The sequence below is a fragment of the Kitasatospora sp. NPDC051853 genome, assembly GCF_044452665.1.
GTDB lineage: Bacteria > Actinomycetota > Actinomycetes > Streptomycetales > Streptomycetaceae > Kitasatospora.
In genome coordinates, this window is record NZ_JBITBY010000003.1 from 348598 (window position 1) to 361764 (window position 13167).

Annotated in this window: 10 protein-coding genes; 6 read left to right on the forward strand and 4 right to left on the reverse strand. The window is 73.1% G+C overall.

The genetic code is table 11. The features are described 5' to 3' along the window. Positions 1–34: 34 nt before the first annotated feature. The 6 genes from ACIA8O_RS10550 to ACIA8O_RS10575 all read left to right on the forward strand — a co-directional run bounded on the left by ACIA8O_RS10550 (position 35) and on the right by ACIA8O_RS10575 (position 10458). The gene (locus tag ACIA8O_RS10550) at positions 35–799 is read left to right on the forward strand and encodes a response regulator transcription factor (protein ID WP_396293259.1); all 765 of its coding nucleotides are present in this window, start codon (positions 35–37) and stop codon (positions 797–799) included. A gap of 10 nt (positions 800–809) precedes the next feature. Then, complete coding sequence (locus ACIA8O_RS10555; protein WP_396293260.1) at positions 810–2279, forward strand: ATP-binding protein; 1470 nt, start codon at positions 810–812, stop codon at positions 2277–2279. Between the two features lie 186 nt (positions 2280–2465). Then, positions 2466–4004, forward strand: coding sequence for a cytochrome ubiquinol oxidase subunit I (locus ACIA8O_RS10560; RefSeq protein ID WP_396293261.1), 1539 nt, complete (start codon positions 2466–2468; stop codon positions 4002–4004). A 21-nt stretch (positions 4005–4025) separates the two neighbouring features. Continuing rightward, complete coding sequence (cydB, locus tag ACIA8O_RS10565; protein WP_396293262.1) at positions 4026–5027, forward strand: cytochrome d ubiquinol oxidase subunit II; 1002 nt, start codon at positions 4026–4028, stop codon at positions 5025–5027. Between the two features lie 28 nt (positions 5028–5055). After that, entirely contained in the window at positions 5056–8664 is a 3609-nt protein-coding gene (cydD, locus tag ACIA8O_RS10570) for a thiol reductant ABC exporter subunit CydD (RefSeq protein WP_396293263.1), read from the forward strand. A 9-nt stretch (positions 8665–8673) separates the two neighbouring features. Beyond that, positions 8674–10458: a GAF domain-containing protein gene (locus ACIA8O_RS10575; RefSeq protein WP_396293264.1), complete on the forward strand. Its 1785-nt coding sequence runs from the start codon at positions 8674–8676 to the stop codon at positions 10456–10458. Positions 10459–10478: 20 nt separating this feature from the next. Here the strand turns inward: ACIA8O_RS10575 and ACIA8O_RS10580 are convergent, their stop codons facing one another. The 4 genes from ACIA8O_RS10580 to ACIA8O_RS10595 form a co-directional block, all read right to left on the reverse strand. Beyond that, positions 10479–11315: an HAD family hydrolase gene (locus tag ACIA8O_RS10580; protein WP_396293265.1), complete on the reverse strand. Its 837-nt coding sequence runs from the start codon at positions 11313–11315 to the stop codon at positions 10479–10481. Between the two features lie 76 nt (positions 11316–11391). Continuing rightward, positions 11392–12009, reverse strand: a complete 618-nt coding sequence (locus ACIA8O_RS10585) for a hypothetical protein (protein ID WP_396293266.1) — start codon at positions 12007–12009, stop codon at positions 11392–11394. Positions 12010–12104: 95 nt separating this feature from the next. Then, on the reverse strand, positions 12105–12593 hold the full coding sequence (locus ACIA8O_RS10590) for a hypothetical protein (RefSeq protein ID WP_396293267.1): 489 nt from the start codon (positions 12591–12593) through the stop codon (positions 12105–12107). Then, the gene (locus ACIA8O_RS10595) at positions 12586–13098 is read right to left on the reverse strand and encodes a SigE family RNA polymerase sigma factor (protein ID WP_396293268.1); all 513 of its coding nucleotides are present in this window, start codon (positions 13096–13098) and stop codon (positions 12586–12588) included. Before ACIA8O_RS10595 ends, ACIA8O_RS10590 begins: the two co-directional genes overlap by 8 nt. Positions 13099–13167: the final 69 nt, after the last annotated feature.

A 13167-nucleotide genomic window follows, 5' to 3' on the forward strand; every position in this document is an offset into this window, starting at 1 on the left:
CCGGGGGACAGGCAGACCGGGAGGCGGATCTACGGTGCACGGGACAGCGACCAGGGCCACGGGCCAGCCGGCCGGCACGACCGGCGGTGAGGCGTACCTGCTGGTGGTGGACGACGAGCCGAACATCCGCGAGCTGCTCTCCGCCTCGCTCCGGTTCTCCGGGTTCCGGGTGGAGTCGGCGGCCACCGGTGAGGAGGCGCTGGCCTCGATCGCGGCCGAGCGCCCCGACCTGGTGGTGCTCGACGTGATGCTGCCGGACCTGGACGGCTTCACGGTGGTGGAGCGGCTGCGCGAGCAGACGCAGTGGCCGCAGCCGGCCGACCACGTGCCGGTGCTGCTGCTGACCGCCAAGGACGGCACCACCGACAAGGTGCACGGCCTGGCGGCGGGGGCGGACGACTACGTCACCAAGCCGTTCAGCCTGGAGGAGCTGATCGCCCGGATCCGGGCGATCCTGCGCCGGGCCGGCGGCCCGACCGAGGACGGGCGGCTGACCGTCGCCGACCTGACGCTCGATCCGACCGCGCACGAGGTGACCCGGGGCGGGGAGGCCGTCGGCCTCTCCCCCACCGAGTTCAAGCTGCTGCACTACCTGATGGCCAACGTGGGCCGGGTGGTCTCCAAGGCGCAGATCCTGGACCACGTCTGGGCCTACGACTTCGGCGGCGACCTCTCCATCGTCGAGTCGTACATCTCCTACCTGCGCCGCAAGCTCGACGCCGGCCCGGCGGTGCACGGCCCCAAGCTGATCCACACCGTGCGCGGCATCGGGTACGCCCTGCGCAGGCCGCCGCAGTAGCCGCACCGCCGTGTTCTCCAAGGTCTCGCTCCGCACCCGTCTGCTGGTGCTCGTCCTGCTGCTGGCCGCCACCGGACTGGCCGTCAGCGACGTCGTCGTGCTCGGCACCGTCCGGGGCAACCTGGTCGGCCGGGCCGACCAGCAGCTGAAGCGGTTCGGCGACCAGGTCTCCCGGCGGCCGCCGGACAAGGTGCTGGACGGCGGCCGCCCCCTGGGCGAGCGCCGGGTCGCCCTGGCACTGCCCAGCCAGTACGCGCTCCGCTACCTGGAGGCGGACGGGCGGGTGCAGCCCGAGAACAAGATGCCGATGGGCGAGGACGTCCCGGGGCCCAGGGTGACGGGGCTCGGGACGGTGGGGCAGGCCTTCGACGCGCCCGCCCAGCGCGGGCACGGCAGTTGGCGGGTGCTGGTGCTGCCGCTCAGCAAGGCAGCGCTCGCCTCCTCCGCGTCCGGCAGCTCGTCCACCGGCTCGTCCGCCGGCTCCGAGGCACCGCGCTACGTGATGGTCGCCATGTCGCTGGACGACGTGGAGGACACCGTGGACCGCCTGGAGGCGGCCTTCCTGGCGATCGGCGCGGTGGTGCTGGTGCTGATCGCCGGGATCGGCGCGTTCGCGGTCCGGGCCGGGCTGAAGCCGCTCAGCCGGATCGAGCAGGACGCCGAACTGATCGCCGAGGGCGGGCTCTCGCACCGGATGGCCCAGCCGCCCGGCCGGACCGAGGCGGCCCGGCTGACCGCCGCGCTCAACAGCATGCTCGCCCAGCTGGAGGCGGCCTCCGCGGCCCGGGCCCGCTCCGAGGCGCGGATGCGCCGCTTCGTGGCGGACGCCTCGCACGAGCTGCGCACCCCGCTGGCCGGCATCCGCGGCTTCGCCGAGCTGCACCGGATGGGCGCGCTGCAGGACGTGGACCGGGCGATGGACCGGATCGAGTCCGAGGCGGTCCGGCTCGGCACCCTGGTCGAGGACCTGCTGACGCTGGCCCGGCTGGACGAGGAGCGTCCGCTCGACCTGGCGCCGATGGACCTGCGCACCCTGGCGGCGGACGCCCTGCACGACCTGACCGCGCTCGACCCGGGCCGTCCGGTCACCCTGACCGGCCCGGGCGGCGGCACCGTGCCGCGGCCCGCCCCGGTGCTCGGGGACGAGGCCAGGCTGCGCCAGGTGATCACCAACCTGGTCGGCAACGCGGCCAAGCACACCCCCTCGGGCACTCCGGTGCGGATCGGGGTGGGCCGGACGGAGGACGGCTGCGTGCTCGAAGTGGCCGACGCCGGACCGGGCCTGACCACCGACCAGGCCGAGCGGATCTTCGACCGCTTCTACCGGGTGGACGCCTCCCGGACCAGGCAGGAGGGCGGGGGAGCCGGGCTGGGCCTGGCCATCGCCTTCGCGCTCACCCAGGCCCACCGCGGCGAGCTGACCGTCAGCTCGGAGCCCGGTGAGGGCGCCGTCTTCCGGCTGCTCCTGCCCGCGGTCTGACCGAGCGTCAGTCGGTGTGACACCGACCACGTACCCCCGGTGTTCGAACCCCTGTAAGCATCGGGGATACTCACCTTGTGAACGTGTTCACGTTCACAAGCGGGCAAGCTTTGCCGGTTTTCCTGGGGCGACCTGGTAAAAGTGCCTTTTGTCCGTTATGTGAGCATCGGTCAGGAAGAAGGCGAAGTGGACCTAGCAGTCGCTCACGAGACCATCGCGCGGTGGCAGTTCGGTGTGACCACCGTCTACCACTTCCTCTTCGTGCCGCTGACGATCAGTCTGGCCGCCCTGGTGGCCGGTCTGGAGACCGCCTGGGTGCGGACCGGCAAGGAGAAGTACTTCCACGCCACCAAGTTCTGGGGCAAGCTCTTCCTGATCAACATCGCCATGGGCGTGGTCACCGGCATCGTCCAGGAGTTCCAGTTCGGGATGAACTGGTCGGACTACTCCCGCTTCGTCGGTGACGTGTTCGGCGCCCCGCTGGCGATGGAGGCGCTGATCGCCTTCTTCTTCGAGTCCACCTTCATCGGCCTGTGGATCTTCGGCTGGGACAAGCTGCCGAAGAGGATCCACTGCGCCTGCATGTGGATGGTGGCCCTCGGCACCGTGCTCTCCGCGTACTTCATCCTGGCCGCCAACTCCTGGATGCAGCACCCGGTCGGCTACGCGATCGACCCGGTGACCGGGAAGGCCCAGCTCACCGACATCGCCCGGGTGCTGTTCCAGGACACCACCGTGGTGGTGGTCCTGCACACCCTGACCGCCGCCTTCCTGACCGGCGCGGCCTTCATGGTCGGCATCTCCTCGTACCACCTCTGGAAGGCCAAGCGGACCGGGGAGAACGACCCGAAGAAGACCGCCGTGATGCGCACCTCGCTGCGCCTCGCCCTGGTGGTCGCGGTGATCGCGGGCCTGGGCACCGCGCTCAGCGGCGACAGCCTGGCCAAGGTGATGTTCCGTCAGCAGCCGATGAAGATGGCCTCGGCCGAGGCGCTCTGGGACACCGAGGCGCCGGCCCCGTTCTCGATCTTCGCGGTCGGCGACGTCAACGAGGGCCACAACAGCGTCGCGCTGGAGATCCCGGCCATACTGTCCTTCCTCGCCAACAGCGACTTCACCTCGGCCGTGCCCGGCATCAACGAGACCGCCGCCAGCGAGGCGGCCAAGTACGGCGGCCAGCCGCAGGACTACATCCCGAACATCTTCGTCACCTACTGGGGCTTCCGCCTCATGATCGGCTTCGGGATGACCTCCTTCGTGGCCGCGCTGATCGGGCTCTGGACCACCCGGAAGAAGTTCTTCCTGGACCGGGCCCACCGGACCGGCGACGAGGAACCGCCACGGCTGATGCTCTGGAAGAACAAGGAACTGGGCCCGTTCCTCACCAAGTGGAGCTGGCGGATCGGCATCCTCACCATGGGCTTCCCGCTGTTGGCCAACAGCTTCGGCTGGATCTTCACCGAGATGGGCCGTCAGCCCTGGGCCGTCTTCGGCCTGATGACCACCGCCGACGCCGTCTCCCCCAACGTCAGCGTCACCATGCAGGTGGTCGCTCTCACCACCTTCACCACCCTCTACGCGATCCTCGCGGTGATCGAGGTGAAGCTGCTGGCCAAGTACGCCAAGGCCGGCCCGGTGACCAGCGAGGAACCGCCGGCCAAGGACCCCACCCTGCGCGGCGGGGACCCCGAGGACGCCGACAAGCCGCTCGCCTTCGCCTACTGATTCGCTGACTGGGGATCTCGGATGCAACTCCACGACGTCTGGTTCGTGCTGATCGCCGTGCTGTGGATCGGCTACTTCTTCCTCGAGGGCTTCGACTTCGGCATCGGCGTGCTGACCAGGCTGCTGGCCAAGGACCGGACCGAGCGCCGGGTCCTGATCAACACCATCGGCCCGGTCTGGGACGGCAACGAGGTCTGGCTGCTCACCGCGGGCGGCGCCACCTTCGCGGCCTTCCCGGACTGGTACGCCACCCTGTTCAGCGGCTTCTACCTGCCGCTGCTGATCATCCTGGTCTGCCTGATCGTCCGCGGCGTGGCCTTCGAGTACCGGGTGAAGCGGGACGGCGAGCGCTGGCAGCGGAACTGGGAGCAGGCCATCTTCTGGACCTCGCTGATCCCGGCCTTCCTCTGGGGCGTGGCCTTCGCCAACATCGTGCAGGGCGTGGACATCGACGCCGAGAAGAACTACGTGGGCGGCTTCTGGGACCTGCTCAACCCGTACGCCGTCCTCGGCGGGCTGGTCACCCTGGCGCTCTTCACCTTCCACGGCGCGGTCTTCGCCTCGCTCAAGACCCTCGGCGACATCCGGGACCGGGCCCGTGGCCTGGCCGTCCAACTGGGGCTGCTCACCGCCGTGCTGGCGCTGGTCTTCCTGGTCTGGACCCAGGCCGAGGGCGGCAACGGCTGGAGCCTGGGCGCCATGGTGCTCGCGGTGCTGGCCCTGGTCGGCTCGCTGGCGGCGATCCGGACCGGGCGCGAGGGCTGGTCGTTCGCGCTCTCCGGCGTCACCGTCGCGGCGGCCGTGGCGATGCTCTTCCTGGTGCTCTTCCCGGACGTGATGCCCTCCACCCTGGACCCGGCGTACTCGCTCACCGTGGAGAACGCGGCCTCCTCGCCGTACACCCTGAAGCTGATGACCATCGTGGCGGCGGTCTTCACCCCGCTGGTACTGCTCTACCAGGGCTGGACCTACTGGGTGTTCCGCAAGCGGATCGGCACCCAGCACATCCCCGCCGCGCACTGACCCTTCCGCCCTCCTGGAGAGCCGAGCCATGCCGAAGGACCGCCGAGGGCCCGTCGATCCCCGACTGCTGCGGGAGGCCCGGGCCACCCGGGTCTTCCTGGCCGGGTCGGTCCTGCTCGGCGGGGTCGGGGCCCTCCTGACGGTGGCCCAGGCGAGCCTGATCGCCGAGATCGTGGTGCGGGCCTTCCAGCGGGGGGAGTACGGGCTGACCGGCCCGCTCCTCCTGCTGGCGGCCACCGCGCTGGGCCGGGCGCTGGTCGCCTGGCTCACCGAACTGACCGCCCACCGCTCGGTCGCCCGGGTCAAGTCCGAGCTGCGGCGGCGGCTGCTGGAGCACGCCACCGCGCTCGGCCCGGCCCACCTCTCCACCCGGCGCACCGGTGAGCTGGCCACCCTGGCCACCCGGGGGATCGACGCGCTGGACGACTACTTCGCCCGCTACCTCCCGCAGTTGGCGCTGGCCGTGGTGGTGCCGGCCGTGGTGCTGCTGCGGATCCTCGGCGCCGACCTCACCTCGGCCGCGATCATCGCCGGCACCCTGCCGCTGATCCCGCTCTTCATGGTGCTGATCGGGATGGCCACCCAGAGCCGGATGGACCGTCAGTGGAGCAGCCTGGCCCGGCTGAGCCACCACTTCCTGGACGTGGTGGCCGGGCTGCCCACCCTCAAGGTCTTCAACCGGGCCAAGGCCCAGGCCGAGACCGTCCGCCGGATCACCGACGAACACCGCCGGGCCACCCTGCGGACCCTGCGGATCGCCTTCGTCTCCTCCTTCGCGCTGGAACTGCTGGCCACCCTCTCGGTCGCCCTGGTCGCGGTCGGCATCGGCTTCCGGCTGGTGAACGGCTCGATGCCGCTGGAGACCGGCCTGCTGGTACTGGTGCTGGCCCCCGAGGTGTACTTCCCGATCCGCCAGGTCGGCGCGCTCTACCACTCCAGCGTGGAGGGCCTGAGCGCGGCCGACGAGGTCTTCGAGGTACTGGAGACCCCGCTGCCGGCCGGCGGCACCCGGCCCGCCCCCGACCTGCGCACCGCGGTGGTCTCGCTGGACGGACTGACCGTCAGGGACCGCCTGGCACCGGTCTCGCTCGCGCTGGAGCCCGGCACCGTGACCGCGCTGACCGGTCCGAGCGGGGCCGGGAAGTCCACCCTGCTGGCCGCGCTGCTCGGCTTCGTGCCGGCGGACGGCGGCACCGTCCGGGTCGGCGGCGTGCCGCTGGAGGAACTGGACCGGGCGGGCTGGCACGCCCAGATCGCCTGGGTGCCGCAGCACCCCTACCTGTTCGCCGGGACGGTCGCCGAGAACCTCCGGCTGGCCCGCCCCGACGCCACCGACGCCCAGCTGCGGGCGGCCCTGGCGGCCGCGTACGCCGCCGACTTCGCCACCCCCGAACTGGTCCTCGGCGAGCAGGGCGCCGGCCTCTCGGCCGGCCAGCGGCAGCGGCTGGCCCTGGCCCGGGCCCTCCTGACGGAGCGTCCGCTGCTGCTGCTGGACGAGCCCACCGCCAACCTCGACGGCGCGGGGGAGCAGGCCGTGGTCGACGCCCTCGCCACCCTCCCCGCCACCGGCCGCACTGTCCTCTTCGTCGCCCACCGCCCCGCCCTCCTCGCCATCGCCGACCGGCACCACCACCTGACGGCGGCTCAGCAGACGGCTGCGCCGGGCCGGGGTGCTCTGGACGAGGCTGCGCCGGGTGCGGGTGCGGGTGCGGGTGCGGGCGGCGTGGAGTCGGCCTCGGTCGTTCCCGCAGGGGTTGCGCCGGGCCCGGCGGAGCCGGTCGCCCCGGTCGGGGCGGGTGCCGTTGTTTCACGTGAAACCGAGCCCGCGCCGGAGGCGCCCGCGGAGCCCGTCCGGACCTCCGCCGTGCGGCCCCGGCTCACCCTGGCCACCGTGCTCGGCAGCCTCGCACTGGGCTGCGCCGTGGCGCTGATGGCCACCTCCGGCTGGCTGATCTCGTACGCCTCCGAGATGCCGCCGGTGCTCTACCTGATGATGGCCGTCACCTCGGTCCGGGCCTTCGGCATCGGCCGCTCCGTCTTCCGCTACGCCGAGCGGCTGGTCTCGCACGACGCGGTGCTCCGCGCCCTCGGCGCGGTCCGCACCACCGTCTACCGCCGCCTGGAGCGCCTCGCCCCCACCGGCCTGCCGGCCTTCCGGCGGGGCGACCTGCTCTCCCGGCTGGTGGCCGACGTGGACGCCGTCCAGGACCACCACCTCCGCTGGCGGCTCCCGGCCGCCGTGGCCGCCACCGTCTCCCTCCTGGCCTCGGTCGGCCTCGGCCTCTTCCTGCCCGCGGCCGGCCTGCTGCTGGCGCTCGGCCTGCTGCTGGCCGGGGTCGCCGTCCCCGCGCTGTCGGCCCGCCTGTCGGCCCGGACGGAGCGTCAGCAGGCGCCCGCCCGGGGCGAGTTGGCCACCGCCGTGGTGGACACCCTGACCGGCACCGCCGAGCTCACCGTGGCCGGGGCGCTCCCGGCCCGGTTGGCGGTGGCCCGCGAGGCCGACCGGAAGCTGACCGCGCTGGCCGCCCGGTCGGCCGCCGCGCTGGCCCTGGGCAGTGGCCTGATCGCCGCCGTGACCGGCCTGACCGTGGCGGCGGCCGCCGCCGTCGGCGTGCACGCGGTCTCCACCGGGGCGCTCGCGGGCGTCTGCCTGGCCCTGGTGGTGCTCACCCCGCTGGCCGCCTTCGAGGCCGTCTCGGGCATGCCGCTCGCCGTCCAGGCCCGGGCCCGCAGCCGGGGCGCCGCCGCCCGGTTGGACGAGCTGCTGAGCGCCGAGCCCCCGGCGGCCGAGCCCGCCGACCCGGTGGTCCCGGCCGCGCCGGGCTCCCGGGTGACGGTCCGCGGTCTGACGGTCCGTTGGCCCGGCCGGGACGGGGCGGCCCTCGACGGCGTCGACCTCGACCTGGCCCCGGGCCGCCGGGTGGCCGTGGTGGGGCCGTCCGGCTCCGGCAAGACCACCCTGGCACTGGCCCTGCTGCGCTTCCTGGAGCCGGCCGCCGGCCGGGTCGAGCTGCACTGTCCACAGCCTGTGGACACCCGGCGGATGGACTCCGACCAGGTCCGCCGCTCGATCGGCCTCTGCGCCCAGGACGCCCACCTCTTCGACAGCTCGCTGCGCGAGAACCTCCGGCTGGCCCGCCCCGGTGCCACCGACGCCGACCTGCGCGCCGCCCTCGCCGCGGCCCGGCTGCTGGACTGGACCGAGGGCCTCCCGGACGGCCTGGACACCATGGTCGGCGAGCACGGTGCCCGGCTCTCCGGCGGCCAGCGGCAGCGCCTCGCGCTGGCCCGGGCGCTGCTCGCCGACTTCCCGGTGCTGGTGCTGGACGAGCCGGCCGAGCACCTCGACCTGCCGACCGCCGACGCCCTCACCGCCGACCTGCTGGCCGCCACCACCGACCGGGCCACCCTGCTGATCACCCACCGGCTGGCCGGGCTCTCCGAGGTCGACGAGATCCTGGTGCTGGACGGCGGCGAGGTCGTCGAGCGCGGCGGCTGGCGGGAGCTGACGGCCGATCCGGACGGTCGGCTGACCGCCATGTGGCAGCGCGAGCAGCTGGCCGACGGGGCCCCCGCGCGGATTCCCGGGACCCGCCACGAGCCTGCGCACACCGCTCTGCAAACCGCCACAAACTAGTCTCAAACCATGGAGAATCCGGAGCAGAGCACCGACCCGACCGCACACCGCGTGCCCGAGATCGCCTCCCTCGGTCTGGACACGCTGGTCACCGAGGTCTCCGAACGCCTCCAGTCGGCCGCCGCCGTCACCGACCGGATGCAGCGCCTGCTGGAGGCGGTCGTCTCGGTCGGCGCCGGGCTCGACCTGCACGCCACCCTGCAGCGGATCGCCACTGCCGCGGCCGAGCTGGTGGACGCCCGGTACGCCGCCCTCGGCGTGATCTCCCCGCACGCCGACGGGCTCTCCGACTTCATCCACGTCGGCATCGACGACGAGGACGCCGCCGCGATCGGCGAACTCCCGGCCGGGCGCGGCATCCTGGGCGCGCTGATCGAGCAGCCGGAGTCGCTCCGGCTGGCCGACCTCTCGGCCGACCCGCGCTCGGTCGGCTTCCCGCCGCACCACCCGCCGATGAGGTCCTTCATCGGCGAGCCGATCCGGGTCCGCGGCGAGGTCTTCGGGAACCTCTACCTGACCGAGAAGAAGTCCACCACCGGCGCCTTCACCCCCGAGGACGCCCAGGTGGTGCACGCCCTGGCGGCCGCGGCGGGCGTCGCGATCGAGAACTCCCGGCTCTACGAGGAGGGCCGCCGCCGCGAGCGCTGGATCGCCGGCGCCTCGGCCGTCACCACCGCGCTGCTCTCCACCGACCGGGCCCAGGTCGCGCTCACCGTGGCCGCCGAGCAGGTCCGCGAACTGGCCGACGCCGCGCTCGGGATGATCCTGCTGCCGACCGGCGACGGCCAGATGCGGGTGGCGCACGCCTCCGGGGAGAAGGCCGAGTTCGTCCAGGGCGAGCTGCTGCCGCCCAGCAGCTTCGCCGCCGAGCTGCTGCGCGGCGAGAGCGTCCACCTCGACGACATGTCCACCGACCCGACCGTGGTGATCCGGCTGGCCCGCTCCTTCGGGGCCTCGATGGCGGTGCCGATGATCGCGGCCGGCCGGGTGCTGGGCGGCCTCTCGGTCTGGCGCAGCGCCGGGGTTCCGCCGTTCACCGAGTCCGAGAAGCAGCTCGCCGAGGCCTTCGCCTCGCAGTCCGCGCTGGCCCTGCGGCTGGCCGAGGGCCAGCGCGACCAGCAGCGCCTCGCGGTCTTCCAGGATCGCGACCGGATCGCCCGCGACCTCCACGACCTGGTCATCCAGCGCCTGTTCGCCACCGGGATGATGCTGGAGGGCGCCGCCCGGCGGGCCCTGGTGCCCGAGGTGAAGGTCGGCATCGGCAAGGCCGTGGACGAGCTGGACGCCACCATCCAGGAGGTGCGCACCACCATCTACGCCCTCCAGCACGACGACCACGGCGACGAGCCCGACAACCTGCGGACCCGGGTGCTGCGGGAGGGCAGCCAGGCCGCCGCCGCGCTCGGCTTCAAGCCCTCGATGACCTTCACCGGCCCGGTGGAGAGCCTGGTCGGCGAGAAGACGGGCCGTCAGCTGCTGGCCGCCCTGCGGGAGATGCTCTCCAACGCGGCCCGGCACGCCCGGGCCTCCCGGGTCGGTGTGGAGATCGACGCCACCGTCCACCTGGACGCCGAGGGCCACCCGCTCTCCGGCGACCCGGAGGCGGCCGACCGCCCCGGCTGGCCCGCCGTCCTGCTCACCGTCACCGACGACGGGGTGGGCATCCCGGACGGGGGGCGGCGCAGCGGGCTGAAGAACCTCACCCGGCGGGCCGAGGTGCTCGGCGGCGACGCCTGGCACGAGCCCGGCCCGGACGGCCGGGGCACCCGGGTCCGCTGGTCGGCCCGGCTCTGACACCCGGATCCGACGGGCCGTCAGCCGAGTCCCAGCAACTCCTCCACCACCCGGGCCACGCCGTCCTCCTCGTTGCTGAGGGTGTGCCGGGCGACCGAGGCCAGCACGTCCGGGTGGGCGTTGGCCACCGCGTAGGAGCGGCCGGCCCAGGCCAGCATCTCCAGGTCGTTCGGCATGTCGCCGAAGGCCACCACCTCGCTGCGGTCGATGCCCTGCTCGGCGCACCAGCCGGCCAGCGTGGTGGCCTTGGTGACCCCGAGCGCGCTGATCTCCAGCAGCGCCACCGGGGCGGAGCGGGTGATCTCGGCGTACCGGCCGGCCACCGCCCGGGCCTTGTCCAGGAAGACGTCCGGGTCCAGCTCGGGGTGCTTGACCAGCACCTTGAACAGGCCGTCCACCCGGCCCTCGGCCAGCAGCCGCTCGGCCGGGGCGACGGGGTGCTCGTTCTGCGAGTCCCACATGAAGAGCGAGTACTCCGGCTCCCGGGCGAAGCCGCCGGGGAACTCGAAGGCGAAGGCGCTGCCCGGCAGTTCGGCCCGGAGCAGCTCGACCACCCGGAGGGTGTCGGCCGGCGCCAGCGGGAAGCTCCGCAGCAGCTCGCCGCGGTGGACGTCCACCACCGCCCCGCCGTTGGAGCAGATGGCCACCCCGTGGCCGCCGATGTGCGGGCTGACCTGCTCCATCCACCGCGGCGGCCGGCCGGTCACGAAGACCACCTGCACCCCGGCCCGCTCGGCCGAGGCCAGCGCGGCGGCGGTCCGTTCGGAGACCACCCCGCCCGAGCAGAGCAGCGTGCCGTCCAGGTCGGTGGCGATCAGCCGGGGCGGGCGGGGCAGCGGGCGGGAGGAGTCGGTCACCGCTCCATCTTCGCTCACCGCCCGCCCTGCCCGCCCGCCCCGGCCGATCGCCCTGCCCGCCCAGCCGCTCCCGGGACTACGGGTGCCAGACCTCGCGGATCTGGGTGATCTTGCCGCTGCCGTCCAGCGCGATCTCGTAGATGCCGCCGGAGCAGCTGTACGGGTCCTTCACCTGGGCCCGCTCCACCAGGCAGTCCCCGATGTGCTGCCACAGCTCGCCGACCGGCACCGTCTTGGCGTTGCCGGCACCGGTGGAGATCTGCGCCTTCACCGTGGTCGCGAACATGTAGGTCTTCTCGGCCCCGGCGCCCTCGTAGTGCCCGTCGTTCGGGTCACAGACGAACTTGGCGTCCTTCACGTAGAGGGTGTCCTGCTTGGGCGGCTTCACCGCCTGGACGTACTTCCAGTTCGGCTTCGGCGCGGGCGTGCTGCAGCCCTCCACGTCCTCCCCGGCGTCGGTGCTCGCCGCGGCGGTCGGGCTCTTGCTCGCGCCCGCCTTCGGGGTGGCCTTCGCACTGCCGGTGGCGGTGCCCGCGCCGGTGGCGCCCGATGCGGCCGAGGGCGCGCTGCTCGCCGTCTCCGGGGCGGCGGCGACGGTCTTCCCGGCGCCCTCGTCCTTCTTCTGGCACCCCGTCAGCCCCAGCACCAAGGCCGAGACCACCGCAACACCCGTCACCAGTCCACGAGCTGACATACCGACGACTCCCCCGTACTTCCATCCACGACGTCCGACGACCGGACAGGCTACCCACCACCCCGGACGCCCGCGTCCGGACCCCCGGTTCTGCCTCAGCCGATGTGTGCGGAGACCACGATGTTGTCGACGGCCCTCACCCGGAGCCGCGTGAAGTTCAGGTCGTAGGTGATGCCCTGCCCCGGGACCAGCACTTCGAGTTTGAGACCTTCCTGCGCGGCCAGCGTGCGTGCGGCGTCCAGGGTGAGGCCCAAGTAGTGGCAGGAGCTGCCGCGGAATCCGAGGCTGGGCGCGTTGGCCGGGATGCCCACGGCAGTGCTCCAGCAGGGCATTTCCACGACGCTGGGGCCGACCGGGGCGGGGCCGGCAGGCGGTGCGGCGGCCGGGGTCACGGACCCGGCCGGGCCGAACATCAGCAGAACCGCCGCGGTCGCGGCGCAGAGGGTGACCAGCCCGGCCGCGCCGGTCCGGGCCCGGCGACGCCTTCGGATCCGCGCGACGATCAGGTTCGTATCGGCTTCCAGTTGGCCGGCCTGCTCCGCCGCGTCGGACAGCAGCTGCCGGGTCGTCGTCGACTCACTCACCTTGATCCACCCCTTCGAGACGGGCGGGCCCCAGGGCCTCGCCCAGTTTTGCTGCGGCGTCGCTCAGGTGCCGCTTGACCGTTCCCGTGCTGCATCCCAGCCGCCCCGCGACCTCGGGCACTGTCAGGTCTTCGTAGAACCGCAGGACCGTGCAGGCGCGCTGACGCGGCGTCAGGATGGAGAGGGCGCTCACCACGTCCAGCCGGTCGCCGGTGGCCGGGCTGAAGTCGGCGGTGGTGTCCGGTGCGGCGAGGCGCGGGAGCAGAAGGCTCCACCGGGACCGCCTGCGGTGCTGGTCCAGGTAGCGGTTGAGCATCACGCGGCGGACGTACGGCTCCGCGGCGTCGACCGTCCAGTCGCGCCGGGGCTGCGTGAACACCCGGACCAGGGCGTCCTGCACCAGGTCGTCCGCCTCGCTCCGGTCGCCGCACAGCAGGTACCCGTACCGCTTCAGCGCGGATCCCCGGGTCTCCAGCAGGTCGGACAGCACGTCGTGCCAGCTCACCCCACACCTCTTTCGCTCTCACCGGTTCCCACGAACGAGTGCACGGTTTCGTTGGGGTCGGCTTCGCGG

Bases quoted from the DNA above. Each gene is read 5' to 3' on its own strand.
- cydB (WP_396293262.1), top strand. From the start codon at position 4,026: ATGCAACTCCACGACGTCTGGTTCGTGCTGATCGCCGTGCTGTGGATC.
- cydD (WP_396293263.1), top strand. From the start codon at position 5,056: ATGCCGAAGGACCGCCGAGGGCCCGTCGATCCCCGACTGCTGCGGGAG.
- ACIA8O_RS10575 (WP_396293264.1), top strand. From the start codon at position 8,674: ATGGAGAATCCGGAGCAGAGCACCGACCCGACCGCACACCGCGTGCCC.
- ACIA8O_RS10585 (WP_396293266.1), bottom strand. From the start codon at position 12,009: ATGTCAGCTCGTGGACTGGTGACGGGTGTTGCGGTGGTCTCGGCCTTG.